General features: G+C 58.7%; 23 protein-coding genes. 9 read left to right on the top strand and 14 right to left on the bottom strand.

Features of this window, described 5'->3' with window-relative positions; all coding sequences use genetic code 11:
- Window positions 1–25: 25 nt before the first annotated feature.
- The 6 genes from ACR3EM_RS13305 to ACR3EM_RS13280 all read right to left on the bottom strand — a co-directional run bounded on the left by ACR3EM_RS13305 (window position 26) and on the right by ACR3EM_RS13280 (window position 7,265).
- A complete protein-coding gene (locus ACR3EM_RS13305; RefSeq protein WP_480471137.1) occupies window positions 26–1,120 on the bottom strand; it encodes a flagellar basal body P-ring protein FlgI in 1,095 nt (364 codons plus the stop codon).
- Window positions 1,117–2,124 carry a flagellin gene (locus ACR3EM_RS13300; RefSeq protein WP_480471136.1) on the bottom strand — a complete coding sequence of 336 codons (1,008 nt, stop codon included), beginning with the start codon at window positions 2,122–2,124 and terminating at the stop codon, window positions 1,117–1,119. Before ACR3EM_RS13300 ends, ACR3EM_RS13305 begins: the two co-directional genes overlap by 4 nt.
- Before the next feature lie 2 nt (window positions 2,125–2,126).
- Window positions 2,127–3,575, bottom strand: coding sequence for a flagellar hook-associated protein FlgK (flgK, locus tag ACR3EM_RS13295; protein WP_480471135.1), 1,449 nt, complete (start codon window positions 3,573–3,575; stop codon window positions 2,127–2,129).
- A 33-nt stretch (window positions 3,576–3,608) separates the two neighbouring features.
- Entirely contained in the window at window positions 3,609–4,904 is a 1,296-nt protein-coding gene (locus ACR3EM_RS13290) for a flagellar hook protein FlgE (RefSeq protein ID WP_480471134.1), read from the bottom strand.
- Window positions 4,905–4,996: 92 nt separating this feature from the next.
- Window positions 4,997–5,842, bottom strand: coding sequence for a flagellar motor protein MotB (locus tag ACR3EM_RS13285; RefSeq protein WP_480471133.1), 846 nt, complete (start codon window positions 5,840–5,842; stop codon window positions 4,997–4,999).
- 85 nt (window positions 5,843–5,927) lie between these two features.
- Window positions 5,928–7,265 (bottom strand): FliI/YscN family ATPase, encoded by a 1,338-nt coding sequence (locus ACR3EM_RS13280; protein WP_480471132.1) that lies wholly within the window; start codon window positions 7,263–7,265, stop codon window positions 5,928–5,930.
- A gap of 89 nt (window positions 7,266–7,354) precedes the next feature.
- On the opposite strand from ACR3EM_RS13280, the gene ACR3EM_RS13275 reads away from it, so the two are divergent.
- Genes ACR3EM_RS13275 through ACR3EM_RS13235 form a run of 9 tightly spaced genes read left to right on the top strand, consistent with a single transcriptional unit; the run spans window position 7,355 to window position 11,900 of the window.
- On the top strand, window positions 7,355–7,741 hold the full coding sequence (locus ACR3EM_RS13275; protein ID WP_480471131.1) for a FlgB family protein: 387 nt from the start codon (window positions 7,355–7,357) through the stop codon (window positions 7,739–7,741).
- Between the two features lie 12 nt (window positions 7,742–7,753).
- Window positions 7,754–8,140 carry a flagellar basal body rod protein FlgC gene (gene flgC / locus ACR3EM_RS13270; RefSeq protein ID WP_480471130.1) on the top strand — a complete coding sequence of 129 codons (387 nt, stop codon included), beginning with the start codon at window positions 7,754–7,756 and terminating at the stop codon, window positions 8,138–8,140.
- A 12-nt stretch (window positions 8,141–8,152) separates the two neighbouring features.
- The gene (gene fliE / locus ACR3EM_RS13265) at window positions 8,153–8,443 is read left to right on the top strand and encodes a flagellar hook-basal body complex protein FliE (RefSeq protein ID WP_480471129.1); all 291 of its coding nucleotides are present in this window, start codon (window positions 8,153–8,155) and stop codon (window positions 8,441–8,443) included.
- A 4-nt stretch (window positions 8,444–8,447) separates the two neighbouring features.
- Complete coding sequence (locus tag ACR3EM_RS13260; RefSeq protein ID WP_480471128.1) at window positions 8,448–8,720, top strand: flagellar biosynthetic protein FliQ; 273 nt, start codon at window positions 8,448–8,450, stop codon at window positions 8,718–8,720.
- The gene (locus ACR3EM_RS13255) at window positions 8,720–9,430 is read left to right on the top strand and encodes a flagellar hook-basal body complex protein (protein WP_480471127.1); all 711 of its coding nucleotides are present in this window, start codon (window positions 8,720–8,722) and stop codon (window positions 9,428–9,430) included. Before ACR3EM_RS13260 ends, ACR3EM_RS13255 begins: the two co-directional genes overlap by 1 nt.
- Before the next feature lie 21 nt (window positions 9,431–9,451).
- On the top strand, window positions 9,452–10,237 hold the full coding sequence (gene flgG, locus ACR3EM_RS13250) for a flagellar basal-body rod protein FlgG (RefSeq protein WP_480471126.1): 786 nt from the start codon (window positions 9,452–9,454) through the stop codon (window positions 10,235–10,237).
- On the top strand, window positions 10,237–10,650 hold the full coding sequence (gene flgA / locus ACR3EM_RS13245) for a flagellar basal body P-ring formation chaperone FlgA (protein WP_480471125.1): 414 nt from the start codon (window positions 10,237–10,239) through the stop codon (window positions 10,648–10,650). The genes flgG and flgA overlap by 1 nt, the downstream gene beginning before the upstream one ends.
- Window positions 10,650–11,381 (top strand): flagellar basal body L-ring protein FlgH, encoded by a 732-nt coding sequence (flgH, locus tag ACR3EM_RS13240; protein ID WP_480471124.1) that lies wholly within the window; start codon window positions 10,650–10,652, stop codon window positions 11,379–11,381. Before flgA ends, flgH begins: the two co-directional genes overlap by 1 nt.
- 12 nt (window positions 11,382–11,393) lie before the next feature.
- Complete coding sequence (locus ACR3EM_RS13235; protein ID WP_480471123.1) at window positions 11,394–11,900, top strand: flagellar basal body-associated FliL family protein; 507 nt, start codon at window positions 11,394–11,396, stop codon at window positions 11,898–11,900.
- A gap of 16 nt (window positions 11,901–11,916) precedes the next feature.
- Here the strand turns inward: ACR3EM_RS13235 and ACR3EM_RS13230 are convergent, their stop codons facing one another.
- The 8 genes from ACR3EM_RS13230 to ACR3EM_RS13195 all read right to left on the bottom strand — a co-directional run bounded on the left by ACR3EM_RS13230 (window position 11,917) and on the right by ACR3EM_RS13195 (window position 19,047).
- Window positions 11,917–12,264, bottom strand: coding sequence for a hypothetical protein (locus ACR3EM_RS13230; protein WP_480471122.1), 348 nt, complete (start codon window positions 12,262–12,264; stop codon window positions 11,917–11,919).
- A gap of 11 nt (window positions 12,265–12,275) precedes the next feature.
- On the bottom strand, window positions 12,276–13,364 hold the full coding sequence (gene flhB / locus ACR3EM_RS13225) for a flagellar type III secretion system protein FlhB (protein ID WP_480471121.1): 1,089 nt from the start codon (window positions 13,362–13,364) through the stop codon (window positions 12,276–12,278).
- Window positions 13,361–14,134 (bottom strand): flagellar biosynthetic protein FliR, encoded by a 774-nt coding sequence (locus ACR3EM_RS13220; RefSeq protein WP_480471120.1) that lies wholly within the window; start codon window positions 14,132–14,134, stop codon window positions 13,361–13,363. The genes flhB and ACR3EM_RS13220 overlap by 4 nt, the downstream gene beginning before the upstream one ends.
- On the bottom strand, window positions 14,131–16,158 hold the full coding sequence (gene flhA / locus ACR3EM_RS13215; protein ID WP_480471931.1) for a flagellar biosynthesis protein FlhA: 2,028 nt from the start codon (window positions 16,156–16,158) through the stop codon (window positions 14,131–14,133). The genes ACR3EM_RS13220 and flhA overlap by 4 nt, the downstream gene beginning before the upstream one ends.
- A gap of 69 nt (window positions 16,159–16,227) precedes the next feature.
- Window positions 16,228–16,908, bottom strand: coding sequence for a transglycosylase SLT domain-containing protein (locus tag ACR3EM_RS13210; RefSeq protein ID WP_480471119.1), 681 nt, complete (start codon window positions 16,906–16,908; stop codon window positions 16,228–16,230).
- Between the two features lie 72 nt (window positions 16,909–16,980).
- Window positions 16,981–17,409 carry an Lrp/AsnC family transcriptional regulator gene (locus tag ACR3EM_RS13205; RefSeq protein WP_480471118.1) on the bottom strand — a complete coding sequence of 143 codons (429 nt, stop codon included), beginning with the start codon at window positions 17,407–17,409 and terminating at the stop codon, window positions 16,981–16,983.
- Window positions 17,410–17,472: 63 nt separating this feature from the next.
- A complete protein-coding gene (locus ACR3EM_RS13200) occupies window positions 17,473–18,786 on the bottom strand; it encodes an MFS transporter (protein ID WP_480471117.1) in 1,314 nt (437 codons plus the stop codon).
- A 3-nt stretch (window positions 18,787–18,789) separates the two neighbouring features.
- Complete coding sequence (locus ACR3EM_RS13195; RefSeq protein WP_480471116.1) at window positions 18,790–19,047, bottom strand: metal-sensing transcriptional repressor; 258 nt, start codon at window positions 19,045–19,047, stop codon at window positions 18,790–18,792.
- Window positions 19,048–19,103: the final 56 nt, after the last annotated feature.

The following is a 19,103-nucleotide window of genomic DNA, read 5'->3' as shown; positions in this document are numbered from 1 at the left end:
TGTGACGCGGCCCGAGGCCGCCCGCTCATCTGACGATGAACTCGGCGTGCAGGGCACCTGCGGCTTTGATCGTTTTCAGGACGTCGATCATGTCACGTGGCGAAACCCCCAATGCGTTCAGGCCTGCAACCACCTCGGAGAGTGTGGTTGCCTCGGGGATTTCGGCCAGGCCGGTGCCTTCTTCTTCTTCGATTCCGGCGAAAGTACGGGGGACGACAACCGTTTCACCTCGGGCAAACGGGTTGGGTTGCACTGCAATGGGGGCTTCTTCGACTGTCAGCGTCAGGTTCCCTTGCGACACAGCAACACGCGAAATCCTGACGTCCTGACCCATTACAATAGTCCCTGACCTCTGATCCACGACCACACGCGCTTTGCTCTCGGGTTCGACAAGGATGTTTTCGATCCGGCCAATCGCGTGTGCCGTTGAGACCGCCTGTGTCGCGGTGATGCTCAACTCGACCGTTCCGGAATCCCGCATCAGCGCCACTGCGCGATTGAATTCAGCATTGATGGCGGCTTCGATGCGACCCGCTGTTGTGAAATCCGGTTCCCGCAAGGCCAGTCTGAGCTGCGTTAATTCGGACAGCTCAAAATCAATCTCGCGCTCAACCCGAGCGCCAGAGGGAATGACTCCCGAGGTCGGCACGCCGCGCGTAACGGTGGCCGCTTCACCTTCGGCAACCGCGCCGCCCGCCAGCACAGTGCCCTGTGCTACTGCGTAAATCTGACCATCCGCTGCGTTGAGGGGCGTCATCACCAGCGTTCCGCCCAACAAGCTCTTGGAATCTCCGATGGCGGAGACCGTGATATCAATCTGCCCTCCGACGCGCGCGAAAGGAGGCAGGCTGGCGGTAACCAGTACGGCGGCCACGTTTTTTGGGCGAAAATCCTCACCATTCACGTTGACGCCCAGCCGTTCGAGGATGTTGGACATGATTTCTTCAGTGAAGGGCGAATTGCGCAACCCATCGCCTGTTCCGTTCAATCCGACAACCAAGCCGTAACCCACCAGATCGTTGCCACGCACGCCGTCAAAATCCACCAGGTCCTTGAGGCGGATCGCCCCGGCGGTGACGATGCCGGGCAGCAAACATAGTATCAGGGCAAGAACCTTCATCTCAGGAAATTCACCAGCGACAGGTTTGCGTTGCGGACGGTGACGGAATAGAGGCTTTCCAGCTGAAACTGTACGGTTTGCAGCCGGGCTGCAGTCTCGTAGGGGTCAGCAGAAATCAGGTTGTTTCTTGCACCTTCGGCGCTGGTTGTTGCCGCAGCGTTGCGAATCGCGGCCTGCTCTATGCGCGCCTCGGCCGCACCAACTTCGGCGCGTATCTTGATCGTGGCGTCTTGTGCGTTGGCAAGATCAACGCCCATTTGGGTAAACAATGCTGTACGCAGCGTGGGGGACCAGTTCAATGCATCCTCGGACGCGAGCGCGGCGACTGCGACATCGCGAACTGCGGCCTTCAAAGCGGGATCAGTTGCCGTGATCGGCAGATCAATCCGTTCGTTTTCGGAGATTTGCATTGACGAAAGCGGTGTCGCGCTGCCCCGGTAGATCACCGCATCAAACCCGGCGGGGTCATTGAACCAATCCTCGGCAGCTTGTCGGATATCGCTTGCCGTGGTCAGCCCGCTCAGCTCTGTCTGCAACGCGTTCAACAGCACATCGGCTGATGGCAGGGGCGAAACATCGGTTGAGGTACCGGAAAACAGGCTTCGCCCTCCTGCACGGCTGTTTAGGGCCGACATCATCGTGTCCAACTCGTTTCGTGCCTGAACGGAGGCCTGTTCATGAGTCACCGTCTGATTGGCGGTCCCGAACGACAGCAGCGACGCAGAGACTTCAGACATGGACTCACCGAAGGTTTTCAGGCTCAGTTGCATCGCATCGGTGAACAATCCAGCTTCGGCAGTGGCGACCGAAAAGGCCTGCAACCGTTCGAGGTTGCGTTCCAGAGCCAGCAGATGCGAATAGTCGCCCGCCAGTCGGCCCGAGATATCCTGCACTTTGCCCGATGACATTTCATAAGAAAGGGTTTCGATCTGCGATTTGATCTCAGTGCTGCGGGTTCGCAGGGTCAGGCCGCGTGCCAGATCGCCAATAGAATTCAATGTCATGTTCAGAGCCTCAGCAAGATGTCCATCAGTTCATCGACCACCGACACGATGCGGGCATTCGCGGCGTAGGCCTGTTCGATCTGCATCAGGTTTTGTAACTCGGTGTCGCTGTCGACGCCTTGTTCGGCTACTAGTTGCTCCATTCTTTGCTGAGCGTTTGTGGCAAAGGTGTTGCGTGTATCAGCAGCATGTGCGCTGGCCCCGGCCTGCGAAATGAGGGCTGCAGCTAAATCGGTGGCGCGCATGTTGCCTGTGCCAAGACCTGTCGCTATTGGTCGCGCTTCGGTCAGAATTGTACTGAACGCTTGCAGCTGACGGGCTTCACCCGGTGCGCCCGGTGTAACGGCACCCAGACCAGCGCGCAGCCTCCAGCTGTCGCCTCCCGAGTCGGGATCAACGATCGTGTTCAGCGCAATACGCGAGGCAAGACCTGTCTGCGTGGCAGGATCAAACCGGTTGCCTGCATCGGTAAAAAGGCCGGGATCGGTCGCCGTCGTGGTTGGATCAAGGCCCGCAGTCTCGAACCGTTCGATCAGATCTCGGGCAACAGTATCCAGGTCGGTCTGCGCCTCGATTGCCAGGCTATCGCGGATCTCGAACTGCGCCATCAGCGCCCCGCCCCTTATCTGCGCGAAATCTCCGGTGATGCGAACGGGCTGACCGTTGACTTCAAGCCCAGACAACAACCCGTTGCCGACTGTCATATGAGGCATGGTATCGCCAGTTGTCGAAAACGAGAATGTGGCGGCGGTCCCTTCCAACAGAATCAAACCACCGTCGGCATAGAGAGAGACCTGTTCGTTGTCGCGGGCGACCACATGCACGGGCACCAGTTCATTGATCTGGTCAACCAGCACCTGACGTTGATCCAACAGCGCGCCAATATCTCCGCCAGAATTCCGGATGGCGGGTATGCGCGCGTTCAGTTGTTCGATGTCCTGCAATGTCTGGTTGAGAGTGCCGACCTGTTCGCCAATTGTCCGATCTGCATCGGATCGCATCTTCCGAACCCCTTCAGATGCCTGATTGAGCGCGGTGCTCAACGCGCGCCCGGCGCGGGCCACCTGATCCAGGCGCTGGGTCGAACCGGGGAGGCTGGCAGCCGTGGTCAAGCTGTTTTCGAAATCCGTCAATCTGGCCGCGATCGATATGGCATCGTCGGCAGTGCCTACCAGATTTTCGAAGCCTGAATGGAACGCCGACAGCGGTCTGGTAGAGGCAAGTTCCGCATCGGTCGTGCGGCGGTTGGCCAGCAGAACCGGATCCTGATGCCGTGTAATCCCCGCAACGCGTACACCGTTGCCTGAGATTGCGCTGGTTGTCAGTTCCAGCGACCTTCGGGAATAGCCCGGTGTCAGCGCATTTGCGATGTTTCCCGAGATTACCGCCGCTCCGCGGCTCGCCGCGCTCAGCCCACCAAGGGCGTTGTTCAGTGCTGTCGACATGTTCATCGGACGACTCCCTTTGGTCGGCTAGATGTTGGTTCAGCGTTTGATGTTGGTGGTTTCCTGCAGCATCTCATCCACGGTCTGAATGACCTTGGCGCTTGAGGAATAGGCCCGTTGGGTCTGGATCATCGAGGTCAGCTCGGTTGCGACGTCGGTGGTCGATTCCTCGCGCGCGAAAGACACAAGATCGCCAGTTGGGCCTTCTCCGGCGTTCCACAAGAAGAACGTTCCACTGTCGCGCGAAGGCGCGTAGGTTTGGCTATCCAACGCTGTAAGACCATTCGGATTTGGCACATCAGCCAGTGGGATCTGGAACATGCGGCGGCTGACGCCGGTGTCGTAGAACGCGTAGACATATCCGTTCTCATCGACCTGAACACTGGTCATTGTACCTACGGCCGAACCATCGCGTGTGATGGACACCGGGGCAAACGTATCCGACAACTGGGTAATCCCGTCTGCATCACCGATCTCGCCGATATTGATCTCCATCGGGCCGCCTGCCACGTTGACAACGAAGCTGCCGGTTGCCGGGTCATAAGCCCCGCCAGACACTGCTGTGACACTGGCCAGGGTTCCTCCGGCTGTGCGGCTGTCCGTGAAAGTCAGTGTGTATTCCCCGATCACAGCGCCGCCAGATGCAGAATCACGTAGCGTTAGAGTCCATTCTTTGCTGGACCCTGTTGCTGGGACGTTGGGTATCAGTTCGATATCGACGCTTTCGGATTTGCCCAGATTATCGAAATACTCGACCGAAAGGGGTTGCGTATCACCCGGAGCGCCAGCATCGGTCGCGGTAGCGGGCAAATTCATGCGCAGATTCATCGATGTGGTCGGCGCACCTGACAGCTGATTGACGCTCAATTGGATGGGTTCCAATGCGGCGGGTGTGTCCCGTGGAACGCTGGGAATCGAGCCATCCGCCGCGGCACGCCAGCCCAGCAGCACAAGGCCGGATTCGGTGACCAGATATCCTTCGTCATTGGTGCGGAACGAACCGGTCGTGGTTAACAACATCTCGTTCGAACCCGACGCGATCTGAGAGCTGGGTCGCACCGGCAACATGCCACGCCCACGCACGGCCAGATCGGTCGAGTTGTTGGTTGTCACCAGCGAACCACGCTGATCGATCATCCGCTGGCTGGTGGTCCGGACGCCACCCGCCGAATAGCTGCCGCCCTGACCCGACGTGACCATGGAATGAAAATCAGTCTCGACCCGCTTGTAACCAAATGTCGAAGAGTTGGCGATGTTGTCCGAGATGGTGGCCAGCCTGTTGGCATTGGCCTTTAACGCCGCCACACCGGCATTCAGCGAAGAGGAAATGGTCATCGGCACGCCCTTTTATTGCATCGGTCCGTAATGCAACACGTACCGTACCGGCCCTTAACAGCGCGCTAACAGCTAAAATGCGTACTATCCTTTCAAGATCGGGGAGAGCGCAGAAAGATGATCTCGATCCTATTGTTGCGCACCGACATCGGGTTTTCGACCGCCAGATGCCGATCTGCATGACCTGTCACCCTATCCAGGCGCAATGGTCTGACGCCCTTGTCCTGCAGCAACTGGCGGGCGACCTGTGCCCTCGCAGTCGACAGATCCCAGACAGGGTTCTCGGCCAGAACGATGGGTGAGGATCGGACATGCCCCTCGACGGCGATGGGGTTCGTGACCAGATCCGATGAGCGTGCCACCAACAGCGCCAGAGCCCGCATCATTTGTGATGGCTTGTCGGTGCCTGGTTCGAACAGAGGCTGTTCATCAGTCGCGAACAATTCCACCACCAGCCCTTCATCCGTGACGCGGGTCACAATGTGTTTGAGCATCTTGTCCGAAATCAGGCTTTCTCCGCTCCGACCCAGAAGCTGCGCCTCAAGTGACGAGAAATCGTCGAACGCACCCTTACCGCCACCCTTCGCATCAACCCCGGTCGATCCGCGCGCCTGTTTCGACTGGGTCGGGTTGCGATTGCTGGCACCCGAACCGTCCATGACCAGTGTTTTTTCCGAGAACATGTTATCGCCGCCAAAGGCTCCGTCGCCGCCGCCAGAGACTGGATTGACGGGGATCGTCGGCGAAAAGTAATCCGCCAGACCCTTGCGTTGTTTCTCGGTCGTTGCGTTCAGCAGCCACATCAACATGAAGAAGGCCATCATGGCCGTCACGAAGTCCGCATACGCGACCTTCCACGCGCCGCTGTGGTGACCATCGCCACCCGACACACGTTTCTTCTTGATGATGATTGGCGCCGCATTGGTTTGCGCACCCATCTCCACCACCTTTGTATCACCCGTCTATCGGCGTAGCAGGGCAGGTCTTAAGGCGGGCTTAACACTTAAAACTGTCTCGAAATCCCTAGCGCGGCAGGTTGGTCCCAGCGCGACGCAGGATTAACTGCAGGCGGTCGAAGCTGTTGGAAATGCTGTCAGCCTCAGATTTGCCGAAAAACACATCAAGCTCTTCATGCACGCGAACGGCCTGATCCAGCAACGGATCAGAGCCTTCAGCATAGAGCCCTGCTTTGATCATGACTTCGGATTGTTCATAACTGCCGACGAGTTTGCGGGTTTCGGCGATCAACTGATTTTCCCTTTCGCTTGCCGCGCGGGGCAGGCTGCGTGAAACTGAGCGGCTGAGATCGATGGCGGGAAAGCGCCCGCGCTCGGCGATTTCGCGGCTTAGCACGATATGGCCGTCAAGCACGCCGCGCAGGATATCTGCAACCGGCTCATCCATGTCAGAACCTGCGACCAACACGCTGAATACGGCGGTGATGTCGCCCTGGTCGGCGGTGCCGGGGCCAGCGCGTTCGCACAGATTGGCGATCATCGGAGTAACCGAAGGCGGGAATCCTCGCAGTGATGCTGCTTCGCCCATGGCGACGGCAATCTCGCGGTGGGCTTCGGCGAAACGTGTAACCGAATCGGCTAGGAACAGGACATTCAGCCCCTCGTCGCGTAGAGATTCGGCCACCGCCATTGCCGACCAGGCGCAGCGTCTGCGGGCCACCGCGGACTGGTCCGAAGTTGCTGTCACCACGACCGATCGTTTCATTCCTTCCACGCCCAGCGCGGTTTCGACAAATTCATTCACTTCGCGCCCGCGTTCACCGATCAGTGCGACCACCACCGCATCAGCCTGCATTGAGCGGGCGAGCGTGGCCAGCAGCGTCGATTTGCCGACGCCAGAGCCTGCAAAGAGCCCAACGCGCTGGCCTTGCACGAATGGCAGAAGGGTGTTGAGCATGGCCATCCCCGTCTCCATCCGTTCTCCCAGCGGCTTACGGGCAACGGCGGCTGGCGGGGCGTGCATCAGATCCCGCCCCTGCACGCCGGGCAATAGCGGTTTGCCGTCTAAAGGCACTCCAAACGGATCGACGACCCGGCCCAGCCAATGCCGCCCTGGTGCAAAAATTGGCGTTTTCTCCAGAACCACCGGATCCCCCAGGCAAACACCATCAGAGGCAGCGCCGGGCAGCATGTGGATCAAATCAGATTCCACATGCAGGACTTCTCCGCGCAGGTTCGGTCCGCTGCGACGGCGCAGCGTCAGATGATCTCCGATTCGGGCATGTCTGGCCAAACCGTCAATTTCGATTACTCCGCGCGCAACGCTGGTGACGCGACCCATATGTCGAGTCGCTGACATTCTGTCGAAGACAGCTTTCAGACGTGCCGGATCGAGATCAGCCATCGCAGGCCCTCCAAATTGCTTTCTCGAAAACGGTTTCTAAAGGAATCGGGGTTAAGCCTTGATTGAAATTGATCGAGGGAGAAGCCCCGATGTTCTATGACCTGAACGTCTTTAAAACAGCGTACGCAATGGCAACCCATGCCGGGCAACGGCAGACTGTCATCTCACGCAATATGGCAAATGCGGATACGCCCGGCTATCAGCCCCGCGATATCGAGGCCTTCGGGACAGCGTTTGATAAGACCGGAGGCGAGGTTGCGATGACCACCACCCGCGCCGGTCATCAGAATGGCGATTCGGGTGCTTGGAACTGGGCGGAATATGTGGCCGATCCGTCAGGTGACCCCAACGGCAACGGTGTCTCGCTGGAAGAAGAGATGTTGAAAGCGGTCGACGTCAAACGGCAGCATGACCGGGCGTTGGCGATTTATCGTTCGTCGATCGGCATTCTGCGTACCTCTCTTGGCCGATCGTAAGGGAGAAGCAGCATGAGCGATTTTTCCCATTCTCTGACAGCCTCGGCCAGCGCCCTGCGTGCGCAGGCAGCGCGGCTACGTCATGTGTCCGAGAATATTTCGAACGCGGATACGCCGGGTTATCGGCGTAAGACTGTGCCGTTTGAAACCGTCGAAAAGGGTAGTCAGCAGACGGTGCAGGCTGGGCGCGTCAAACTCGACCGCCGTGATCTGACCCGCATCTATGATCCGGGTCATCCGATGGCGGATGACTCGGGGCATTATCAGGGCTCGAATGTCGATCTGATGATCGAGATTGCGGACGCCCGCGAGGCACAGCGCAGTTACGAGGCCAATCTCAAAATGTTCGATCAGACTCGGAAGATGTCATCGAGTCTGATGGATTTACTTCGAAAATAAAGGAAAGCCAGAATGGATATCCGATCTCTTACCGCCGCGCAGAACTATGCAGGCGCGCGCCCGGCTACACAGGCTGATCCCGATCACCAGGGCATTGGCCAGGGGCTGCAATCCACGTTCCGGGATTTTGCGGCAACACTGAAGAACAGCGAGCAGGTAGCGCAGTCTTCAATGATCGGTCAGGCCGACCCGCATGCGTTGGTTCAGGCGCTGGCGCAGACCGAATTGGCGGTGGAAACAGCCGTGATCGTTCGCAATAAGGTGGTTGAAGCCTATCAGGAAATCCTGCGGATGCCGGTCTGACGCGATGCTCAGCGAGGGCCTCTTCTATGACATCGTACGTCAGGCTTTGTGGGTTGCGGTCATCACCTCGGTCCCGATCCTGGCGGTGGCGCTCGTCTCGGGGCTTGCCGTCGGTCTGTTCCAGGCGCTGACCTCGGTACAAGAGATGACGCTGACCTTCGTTCCCAAGCTGATCGCCATCGTCATCGTGTTCTGGATCTCGATGGGTTTCATGACCCAGACCCTCGTCACTTTTTTCACCGGGACGCTGATCCCGCTTATCGCAGGAGGTCGCTGATGGACACTGCTTATGTCACCCTGTCTCGTCAGTCGGGTCTTATGAACGAAATGCGGCTGGTCGCCAATAACATCGCCAACGCCAACACCACCGGATACCGCCAGCAGGGATTGGTGTTTTCAGAGTTCGTTCGGGACATGCCAGGCGATCCGTCGTTGTCGCTCAGTCGGGCACAGGTGCGTAATACCTCGTTACAGCAAGGCGTGTTGACCGAAACCGGTGGGACGTTTGATTTTGCCATTGAAGGCGACGGTTTTTTCCTGATCGAAACGTCGGCAGGCAATCGTCTGACTCGCGCGGGCAGCTTCTCACCCAGTGCCGAGGGCGATCTGGTCACCATGGAAGGTCATCGCGTTCTGGACGGCAATGGCGCGCCGGTTTTTATCCCACCTGATGCTGCAACGATTGATGTTGGCAGCGATGGTACGTTGAGTGTCAATGGCCAGCTTCTGGGGCAGATTGGTGTCTATTCCGTCGCTGAGCCGGAAAACCTTGTGCGCGAAGGCAGCACCTATTTCCGTCCCGGTGGGCAGATCAATCCGGTGGACGAACCGGTTGTGCTGCACAGGTTCCTCGAAAGCTCGAACGTGAATGCCATTGGACAGGTCACGCGGATGATCGAGATCCAGCGTGCCTATGAGTTGGGTCAAAGTTTTATGGATGCCGAGGATGAACGGGTGCGCGGCGCCCTCAAGGCGCTGATGCGCTGATCTGAGAGAGGAGATACTTACATGCGGGCTTTGAAAATCGCCGCGACCGGTATGACCGCGCAGCAGATGCGGGTCGAGACCATCTCGAACAACCTCGCGAATATGAATACCACAGGCTATAACGCACGCCGGGCTGAGTTTGCCGATCTTCACTATCAGCAAATGGCGCGGGCAGGGGCGGTGAATGCCTCGGACGGAACGGTGCTGCCAACGGGTATCCAATTGGGTCTGGGTGTGCGTCCGGCCGCCGTGACTGTGCAGTTGGAACAGGGCGGATTGTCGGCAACCGGAAGTGACCTGGACGTCGCGATTGAAGGCCACGGTTATCTTGAGGTGACCCTGCCTAACGGACAATCTGCCTTCACGCGAGACGGCAGCCTGAAGCGGTCCGCAGAAGGTCTTATCGTCACTTCGGACGGCTTTGCCGTCGCACCGGAAATCACCATCCCGGACGACGCCAGATCCATCTCGATCAACGCCGCGGGCGAGGTTTATGCCTATTTTGACGATACCGCCGAAGGGCAATTACTGGGGGAGTTCACGTTGGCCAGTTTCTCCAATGCCAAAGGGCTTGAGGCTGTGGGCAGCAACCTGTTCAAAGAGACTGAAGCCTCGGGTGCACCTGTCGTCGGTACTCCGGGCGAGGATGGTCTGGGCACGTTGCGGCAGGGGTATCTTGAGGACAGCTCGGTCGACGCGGTGCGCGAGGTGACCGAGCTGATCGAGGCACAGCGCGGGTATGAGATGAATGCCAAGGTCATCTCGGCAGTGGACCAGATGATGGGTGCCACGACGCAGGTCCGCTGATGCGAATTCTGGTTTGTATCCTCGCGCTGAGCCCTTTCGCGGTTTTCGCAGAAATTGTCGTGCCGACACGAACGATCCGCGCGAAAGAGATTATCGTCGCCTCGGATCTGGAGATCAAAACCATCGAGATCGCCGGTGCGGCCCAACAGATTTCCAGCCTTGTCGGGCAGGAGGCGCGCGTGGCGCTCTACCCCGGCAGGCCGATCAGTTTGTCGGATATCGGCCCGCCCGCGATCGTGGATCGGAACGATCTGGTGACGTTGGTGTTCGATCGTGTCGCGCTTTCGATTACCGCCGAGGGTCGTGCCTTGGGGCGTGGCGCAGTGGGTGAGCGTATCCGGGTGATGAACTTATCATCGCGCACAACGGTAACGGGCGTGATCCGTGCCGATGGTCAAATCGAGGTCAAGTGATGTCAAATCTATCGAAACTCATGCTCTGCACAGTGATGGGCATTACGGCCTGTGGACGGCTGGATCATCTGGGTAAACCTCCAAGCCTGACACCCAATACTGAATCGCCCGAACATGTCGCAATGCTGTGGCCTGGTTTGCCATTGCACAGTCAGCCGCAGCGCACAGTCGATCGCGCCTCGCTATGGAGCGGTGGTCAGCATTCGTTGCTCGGGGATCAACGGGCGATGAAGAAGGGTGATATTCTGACAGTCGTGATTGAGCTGGATGAAAAAGCTGAAATTTCGAACGACACAAACCGCTCACGCGCGGGTTCGGAAAGTCTGTCTGTACCCGGCCTCTTCGGGTTGCCGCAACGCGCGGCGGAACGTTTACCTGAAGGAGCCTCTCTGGATGAGGCTGTATCGATCGACTCGGCCTCTGTCAGCAAGGGCAAAGGATCGGTCAAGCGCAAAGAGAAACTGACACTACGTGTGGCCGCAACGGTTGTCGACGTGCTGCCCAATGGTGTGTTGTCGATCACTGGTTCGCAGGAGTTGCGCGTGAATTTCGAACTGCGTGAGTTACTGGTTGCGGGATATGTTCGCCCCGAAGACATCTCACGCCAGAACGAGATCACCTACGACAAGATTGCCTCGGCGCGCGTGTCCTATGGAGGCCGCGGCCAGATCACGGATGTACAACAGCCGCGATATGGGCAACAGGTTCTTGATACGGTTTTGCCGTTCTGAGGTGGTGATGTGATGGGAAAACTGTTGCCAATCATCTGCCTGATGGCGGGCCTCGCAGCGGGTGTCGGGGTTGGCGTTATTCTGGCTCCCGCTGGAAAGGTGGAAAAGGCCGAGGATAAGACCGATGCCAAACCAGTCAAAGCTGACCAAGGGAAACAGAAGAACTCCAAGTCTAGTAAGGAAGATAACGAGAAGACACAGGAATACCTGAAGCTTACCAAGCAATTTGTGGTTCCGGTTGTTGCAGAGGATGAAATTTCTGCGCTGGTCACAATGTCGCTCAGCCTTGAGGTAAGTCCGGGTATCGAGGATGTCTTTTACGAGATCGAACCCAAGCTCAGAGACAGATTCTTGCAGGTGCTATTTGATCACGCCAATAGCGGTGGATTTAATGGGACGTTCACGCGGTCGGATAACCTGGCTGCCCTGCGGAAAGCACTGCTTGAGGTCGCGCAGAAGGATTTGGGGCAGGACGTGTCTCAGGTTTTGATCATGAGCGTCAGCCGGCAGGATACCTGAGCTGGTTTTAATGTTCTTATGCGCGGCGCTTGCCCTGTTGCAGGCGTTGCGCCAGTTCTGTCACGGCCTGTTTGCGGCCGAATGCCTGGCGCAGATCATCCATGGCCGAAAGCTTCTGCGACCTAAGGCGTGCTAGCTCTGTGTTCAGCTCCCGCCGTGCAGCAGATTCCCAGCTGTGCCACAGTAGATCGGTGCCCGTGACACGGTATCCTTCGGTTTGCGTGCACTGCATATTCACCTCTGCCAACTGTTTATCCAGCTGCGACAGCCGACCGAGAATTCTAGCCTCCTGCTGCAACAATGGATGCAGCTTTTGGTGTTCGCGCTGGTAGCCAGCTTCGGTGACTGTCAGCAGGTCCGTCATCCGTCTACGCATCACGTCACTTGCTCTTTTGCGCGTTTGCGCATGGTTTCGGCAAAGCGAATGGCGGCCGCGACCGGACGGTAATAGTCTTCGCTGATCTCATGGCCGATTTCGACCGTGGCGTGCAGTGCGCGCGCGGTGGGCGGATCTGAGTGGATGGGTACTCTGGCCTGATTTGCCGTGGCCCGGATCGTGGCGGCGATTTCGTCTACCCCTTTGGCAATGCAGACCGGGGCGGTTCCGCTGGCGCGCGACCATTTAAGGGCGACGGCGTAATGCGTCGGGTTGACGATCACCACATCGGCCTTGGGCACGTCCGCCATCATCTGATTGGTGGCGATGTCTTGCGCGCGCTGGCGGCGCTGTTGTTTGACATGCGGGTCTCCTTCAGCGTCCTTTGTCTCATCCTGGATTTCCTTGCGCGACATCCGGTTCTTGCGCAGATGCTCGGCGTGCTGCCAGAGGTAGTCGATAATGCCGATTGCCAGAGCAATGGTGATAACGATGAACATAAAGCGGAATAGCAGGTTCATCATCAACACCACGGAAGATCGTGCGGGTGCCGCGCTGGATGACAGGATTTCTGGCAGGTTTGCGTGCAGAAATAGGGTCAAACAAGTGCCATAGATCAGTAGCTTCACAAAGCTCTTTGCAAACTCAAACAAACCGCCGCGTCCAAATTTGTTTTTCGCATTGGAGACAAGCGAGACGCGCGAGGGCTTGGGTTTCAGTTTCTCAGGTGCAAAGACCAAACCACGCTGTGCAATCAGGCCAAGGATCACCGCGGCAGCGGGCACGGTGAACAAGGCTGCCACCGGCACGAGTGCGGATTGCAGGATCCCAGTTACCGGCGCGGTGGCGGGACCGGTTGTCAGCAATTCGCCCAAGCGTTCAGATTGATCTATCAGAACCATAAACAGGGTTCCGAGGTGTTGCGCCGTGTATTGCCCCGCCAACACAACCGCGATGAGTAGTCCGGCATACGCAGCCACAGCCGACAGATCATTGGATTTGGCGACCTCACCCTTCTTGCGCGCCTTTTCCAGCTTTTGAGGGGTCGCCTCAAATGATTTGTCGCTGTCATCGTCCTGTGCGCTCATCTTGGCCCTCCGAGCGGGTTTTCGAGGAAGGCGAACAGAGCGTCTGACCAGACAGACAGGATCAACGGTGTACCGGCAAACAGCAGAAAGAGACCTGCAAACGTGATCGCGGGGGCACCGACGAAAGCAACCATCAGCTGCGGCATGGCGCGATTGATGACACCGAGGGCCAGGTTGTAGATCAGCGAGGCGATGACGAAGGGCATCGCCAGCGCAAAAGCCAATCTGAAACTGCGTGATATCTGCGTTACGCCCCATTGCGCCAGATCTGGGGCAAGTGGCAGGGTGCCCATGGGGAACAGCATATAGCTGTGGATCATGAATTGCGCGGCCCGGATATGAAGACCCAGCAAGGCTGCAAGCGCCAGTCCCGCCAGCGTCAGCAAATATCCCATCGCAGGTACGGGTTCGGCTGCCGCTCCGCCCAGAATCTGAGACAGCGATGTGGCTTGTGCTGCGATGGATCCGGCTGTTTGCAATGCCAACACAAACAGGCGAAGGCCAATTCCAAGTGCCAGACCGGTCGCGATTTCTGTCCCGATCAGGCCGATCATGTTACCGAAACTGGGTGATACTTCAGCGCTTGGCACTGCAGGTGCCACAACCAGGGAAAACGCGACGGAGAGCCCAAGCTTGACGCGCACGGGAATATTGCGTTCACCAAAAGCGGGCAGCAGGGACACCATGGTCGAGATGCGCAGCAAGATGGCAAAGAGGTGCCAAAGAGTCTGCCCGAGATACGGCAAAAGCTCGGGTGGCAGAGCGATCACGCAGGCACCGTACCGACCAGCGCCGGGCGCGCTTCCAGCCCGATTTCCTCGAAGGACAGAACCGGATTGGCAATGCCGCGGGCATGCATGATCGTACGCAGCAATCGCCGACGCCGGGTCGAGGTGACGACGGCCGGAAACAGCCCGTGATCGGCGGATTTGGCAACACTGTCATGCACTCCATCAGCGAGCTTGTTGAACAGGTTTGGCGGCAGTGCGACATCCAGGCCGGTATTTGGGGCGTCGATCTGATAGCTGGCGAAAGTGTCTTCCCATTCCGGTGCCAGTTGGATCAGCGGGATTGAGCCATCTTCGCGTTTCATGTCGGCCACCAATTGAAAGCCCAGCCGCTGGCGAACCAGTTCGCAAATCCCCTCGGGTTGAGTTGTGGTCATCCGCGCCTCGGCTACGCTTTCCAGAATGAGCGCCATGTTGCGGATCGAGACCCTCTCGTCGAGCAATAGACGCAACACGGCGTGCAGGGTATCGATCGGCACCTTGTCGGGGATCAATTCGTCTAGAAGCTTGCGATTGGCTTCGGCGCGCATGGGATCGCTGAGGCGGGTCATCTCGGACAGCAGGCGGCGCAGGGATTTCAGCGTCAGCAGGCGCGAGAAATTCTGTTTGATGATCTCAAGCAGGTGGGTGGCCAAAATCTCGGGCGGGGTCACGATGGTGGCCCCGTTCATGGCTGCGGCTTCTTGATCTTTGGGCAGGATCCAGCGTGCAGGTGCTCCATAAACCGGTTCAGTCACATCGGTGCCGTCGGGCAGCAGATCCTGGCCTTCCTGCACCAGCGCCAACACCAGTTCCGAGTTCAGGACACCGCGCGCCTGTTCGACGCCTTGTACCTTGATGACATAAGTTCCGGTGGGTAGGTCGGCGCGGTCGGTCAGGCGAATTTCGGGCAAGATCAGGCCGAAGCTTGACGCCACATACGTGCGCATATTGGCAATCCTCGCATCCAGCCCGGTACCGGGATTCAGCACCATGCTGACCAGATCGGGGGCGAATTCCAGATGTACGTCATCCAGGTCCAGCACATCGCCGATGGCTTGTGAGACAGGGGTGTCGGTCTCGGTTGTTGCAACCTCGGCTCGGGTCTCTTCAGCTTTTCGTTTCTTCAGGCCGGAATAGGCGGCATAACCCAGCGCCGCCGCGCCAAGAATGAAGGGAAGGAACGGCAGACCGGGCACCAGCGCAAAAAGAACCATCAGAACCGCAACGGTTGCCAGGGCTGCGGGGTGTCGCCCGAGTTGCGAGAAAATCGCGCTGTCAGTGGCGCCCTGCGTACCGCCGCGTGCCAGCAGCAAGGCCGAAGCAATCGAGATGATCACCGCTGGAATCTGCGACACCAGTCCATCGCCAACAGTCAGGATCGCGTATGTCTCAAACGCCGAGGAAACTGGCATCCCATGTACGATCACGCCCATGACCAGACCCATCACGAGGTTCAGCAAAGTGATCAGCAGCCCAGCGATGGCATCACCTTTGACGAACTTCGATGCACCGTCGAGCGAGCCGAAAAAAGTGGTCTCCTGCTGTTCGAGTTCACGCCGTTCCTTGGCCTGTTGGTGGTCAATGGCGCCGGCGGACATATCGCTGTCGATGGCCAGCTGCTTGCCGGGCATGCCGTCCAACGCAAAGCGCGCCCCGACCTCGGCCATGCGGGCAGCGCCTTTGGTAATGACCATGAAGTTCACGATCAGCAGGACACCGAACACCACGAGGCCCAGAAAGATGCTGCCGCTCATGACGAATTGCGCGAACCCCTCGATGACGTCTCCGGCAGCGTTTGTGCCGGTATGCCCTTGTCCGATGATCAGTTTGGTCGATGACACGTTCAGCGACAGCCGCAGCATCAGCGAGGCCAGTAGGATGGTCGGGAAGGAAGAGAAATCCAGTGGCCGTTCAATGAACAGGGTCAGGGTAAAGATCAGGATTGCCAGCGCGAATGAAGCTGCAAGGCCAACGTCCAGCACCCAGGCGGGCATCGGCAGGATCATCATCACAATGACGGTCATCAGCGCCAGCGCCAGCAGGACGGTCGGAGAAAACAGGGTGCGGATATCGATCCGGGGCACAGGGACCTCTTAGTTGAAAGGGATGAACGCCGTCGCGCCGGTGGATTGAGGCACGAGGGACCCCAATGTAGTGCGTGCGACAGGTGAGGATGGGCGTGAGATCAACGGGGATGCCGATGCGGTGAACGGGTCGCCGTCCACGCGGGCACCTTCCAGCTGTGCGAGAATCGTCTGAAAGCGGTTGGAATAGGATGCAGCGAGATGTTCAGTGCGCGAATGATAGGCCCCGGCAGCAGCGGGCCATGAGCCGAGCTCAGCATATAGCTCGTTCAGGAAGCGTGCGGCATAGGTGGCGTTCTCGTCCGGGTCGAACATCGCCTCGATCGAGCGGAAGGCGCTGCCATGCCAGCGATAGTTGATCTGGAAACAGCCGACGTCAAAGCTGCGGGCGCCGGATTTGAAGATGTTGAAGACATAGGATTTCGCTTCGGTTGCGGAGGCGAACCAATATCCCTGCCCTTCACGATTGACGGTCCAGGGCCAGGGGTGCAATGCACCGTCGACCGTGCGGCCCGTTTCAACCCGCGCAATGGCCCTAAGCACCTTCAGCGGCACACCCTCCGCCCGTGCGGCCCGCTGCGCGGCCTGATCGCACAAAGCTGCCGTCTCAACACCCGGCGCAGAATGGCCGGGCTTTGCCAGTGCAATAAGCGCCAGACTTAGCGCAAACAGGGTTTCACGATGGGGCATTCTGCCGGTCCGAGATTCTGATCAATCCCGGCCAAGCTAGTCCGTCTTCGGTTTACAGAGGGTTAGCGCACCTCAGCTCCGATCGATTCTGCGGCCAAAAACAACGCTGGTGTTGGTACGCAGCACACCGGGGATGCGGGCCAGCTCGTCGACGAGGATATCGAGGTCTTCGATCCGGGGGGCCTCGGCAGACAGCAGCAGGTCAAACTCGCCATTGATCGACAGGCAAAGCTTGACCTCTGGGTAGGCCTCAAGCCGCTTGATGATCCGTGTGGTTTCCTTTTGCTGCACTTCCAGCAGGACAACGACCTGAACCCGGGGTGTGTCCTCGGTTTCGCGCAGAACGACCGAATAGCCTGCGATGATCCCGCGCTCTTCCATGCGATTGATGCGTTCGTGCACGGTGGTCCGGGCCACACCCAGCGTTGCCGCGATGCGGGTCGTTGAATCGCGCGCATTATGTTGCAGGGCGGCGATGATGCGACGGTCAAGCTGGTCCATGCAGGCTCCGGACATTTCAGGGGCATGTCTCGGTTTACGGCAGTTTGCGGGGCGGGCTCAAGCCTAGCGCGGGATCTGCGGATGCAACTCGTCGATCACCACAGGGTGCACGTGCGGTCCTGAACCTGTGAGGTGCGGGTGATCCGGCGGTAAATCCGGGTGATTGTGCGCCACTGCAGCACGGCTGTTGCGCGGCCATAGCCGCACGGCCAGCGACAGACCAAGGACTGCGGCAGTTGCCATTACAGCCATGACCACTGTTGCGCCGAATTGAGTCATCAACCACCCGGCCAGCGGGTAGAGAAACAGCCAACACGCATGAGACAGGGTAAATTGCGCCGCGAACAGTGCCGGACGATCTTCGGGATGGGCAGAACGGGTCAACAGGCGACCGGATGGTGTGAGTGTGGCGGAATAGCCAAAGCCCACGGCAGCCCAGATCAGCGTCAACAGCCCCAGCGTCATCGGTAGGGCTGTGGACAGCACCGCAGCGACAGCCATGGCGCCGGTCGCCAGAGCGGCACCGCTCAGCATCACCTGACGGTCTGAAATGCGCTCCAGCAGTCGGGGCAGGGTGAACGCCGCCAGCATTGATCCGCCGCCGAAGCCAGCCAGGGCAATCGCGACAGCGCTTTCCGAAAGGCCCAGATCAGCGCGTACGATCACCACGGTGTTGACGATCACCATCGCGCTCAGTGCTGCTGCGCTCCAGCTGAGCGCCAGCAACCCGTGCAAACGTGGCGTTTTCAGATAAATGCGGATGCCGCGCGTGGTTCTGTCATAGATGCCGCGCTGTGCCGATGGCTTGGGCGAGGGAAGAGCAACGGATACCACCAACAGCGCTGAGGCGACAAACCCAACACCCGTGCCCAAGAACAGACTGTCGAAACTGACCAGAAGCAGCAGCGCGGCAGCCAGCATCGGACTCAGCAGGCTTTCAAGATCATAGGCCAAACGCGACAGTGACAGGGCCTTGGTATAGTCCTGTTCGTCGGTCAGTACGTCGGGAATGGTGGCCTGAAAAGTCGGGGTAAATCCGGCAGAGGCGGATTGCAGCAGGAAGATCAGCACGTAAACCTGCCAGATTTCGGTCACAAAAGGCAGGCAGAGCGCCACCAGAGCGCGCACCAGATCCAGCGCCACAAGCATGCGGCGACGATCCAGCCGCTCAGCAAAGGCGGCCGCCAGCGGCGCGATTGTAACGTAGGCCACCATCTTGATGGTAAGCGCGGTGCCCAGCACCATCCCGGCGGCCTCTCCGGCCAGATCGAAGGCCAGAAGACCCAAGGCAACGGTGGCCAGCCCGGTTCCAGACAATGCAACGACCTGTGCGGCCAGCAGATGACGATAGGTGCGGTTCTTCAGGACGCTAAGCATGGCTCAAAGGTATTTCGTGATGGTTTTGAAGTCTTCGACACTCTGACCGTCTGCCCCGGCGGACAGGCAGTGGTCGACATGGTCATGGATCAGGGCGCGTTTGGCGTTGGTGATCGCTTTTTCAACCGCAAAGAGCTGTTGGGCGATGTCACCACAAGGGGCCTGGCTTTCCAGCATTGTGATAACCTTGGCCAGATGGCCATGCGCGCGCTTCAGCCGCGCAGTGATCTGAGGATGCGAAGGGTGGGTATGAGTCGTCATGGCGCATCCCTATCCTCCCCTAGGGGATATGTCAATGCTGGGAAACTCCGGAAACA

The organism is Ruegeria sp. AH3 (genome assembly GCF_056536265.1).
Note: the sequence above shows the minus strand (reverse complement) of the source record. Positions and strands in the feature narration are given on the sequence as shown.

Excerpts from the sequence above, each read along its gene's own strand:
- ACR3EM_RS13275 (WP_480471131.1), top strand. The coding sequence starts at position 7,355 with ATGTTCTATGACCTGAACGTCTTTAAAACAGCGTACGCAATGGCAACC.
- ACR3EM_RS13280 (WP_480471132.1), bottom strand. The coding sequence starts at position 7,265 with ATGGCTGATCTCGATCCGGCACGTCTGAAAGCTGTCTTCGACAGAATG.
- flgH (WP_480471124.1), top strand. The coding sequence starts at position 10,650 with ATGTCAAATCTATCGAAACTCATGCTCTGCACAGTGATGGGCATTACG.
- ACR3EM_RS13200 (WP_480471117.1), bottom strand. The coding sequence starts at position 18,786 with ATGCTTAGCGTCCTGAAGAACCGCACCTATCGTCATCTGCTGGCCGCA.
- ACR3EM_RS13290 (WP_480471134.1), bottom strand. The coding sequence starts at position 4,904 with ATGACCATTTCCTCTTCGCTGAATGCCGGTGTGGCGGCGTTAAAGGCC.
- ACR3EM_RS13260 (WP_480471128.1), top strand. The coding sequence starts at position 8,448 with ATGCTCAGCGAGGGCCTCTTCTATGACATCGTACGTCAGGCTTTGTGG.
- flhA (WP_480471931.1), bottom strand. The coding sequence starts at position 16,158 with ATGACCGTCATTGTGATGATGATCCTGCCGATGCCCGCCTGGGTGCTG.
- fliE (WP_480471129.1), top strand. The coding sequence starts at position 8,153 with ATGGATATCCGATCTCTTACCGCCGCGCAGAACTATGCAGGCGCGCGC.
- ACR3EM_RS13285 (WP_480471133.1), bottom strand. The coding sequence starts at position 5,842 with ATGGGTGCGCAAACCAATGCGGCGCCAATCATCATCAAGAAGAAACGT.
- ACR3EM_RS13255 (WP_480471127.1), top strand. The coding sequence starts at position 8,720 with ATGGACACTGCTTATGTCACCCTGTCTCGTCAGTCGGGTCTTATGAAC.
- ACR3EM_RS13195 (WP_480471116.1), bottom strand. The coding sequence starts at position 19,047 with ATGACGACTCATACCCACCCTTCGCATCCTCAGATCACTGCGCGGCTG.
- flgA (WP_480471125.1), top strand. The coding sequence starts at position 10,237 with ATGCGAATTCTGGTTTGTATCCTCGCGCTGAGCCCTTTCGCGGTTTTC.
- ACR3EM_RS13230 (WP_480471122.1), bottom strand. The coding sequence starts at position 12,264 with ATGACGGACCTGCTGACAGTCACCGAAGCTGGCTACCAGCGCGAACAC.
- ACR3EM_RS13205 (WP_480471118.1), bottom strand. The coding sequence starts at position 17,409 with ATGGACCAGCTTGACCGTCGCATCATCGCCGCCCTGCAACATAATGCG.
- flhB (WP_480471121.1), bottom strand. The coding sequence starts at position 13,364 with ATGAGCGCACAGGACGATGACAGCGACAAATCATTTGAGGCGACCCCT.
- flgG (WP_480471126.1), top strand. The coding sequence starts at position 9,452 with ATGCGGGCTTTGAAAATCGCCGCGACCGGTATGACCGCGCAGCAGATG.
- ACR3EM_RS13300 (WP_480471136.1), bottom strand. The coding sequence starts at position 2,124 with ATGACATTGAATTCTATTGGCGATCTGGCACGCGGCCTGACCCTGCGA.
- flgK (WP_480471135.1), bottom strand. The coding sequence starts at position 3,575 with ATGAACATGTCGACAGCACTGAACAACGCCCTTGGTGGGCTGAGCGCG.
- ACR3EM_RS13235 (WP_480471123.1), top strand. The coding sequence starts at position 11,394 with ATGGGAAAACTGTTGCCAATCATCTGCCTGATGGCGGGCCTCGCAGCG.
- ACR3EM_RS13210 (WP_480471119.1), bottom strand. The coding sequence starts at position 16,908 with ATGCCCCATCGTGAAACCCTGTTTGCGCTAAGTCTGGCGCTTATTGCA.
- ACR3EM_RS13305 (WP_480471137.1), bottom strand. The coding sequence starts at position 1,120 with ATGAAGGTTCTTGCCCTGATACTATGTTTGCTGCCCGGCATCGTCACC.
- flgC (WP_480471130.1), top strand. The coding sequence starts at position 7,754 with ATGAGCGATTTTTCCCATTCTCTGACAGCCTCGGCCAGCGCCCTGCGT.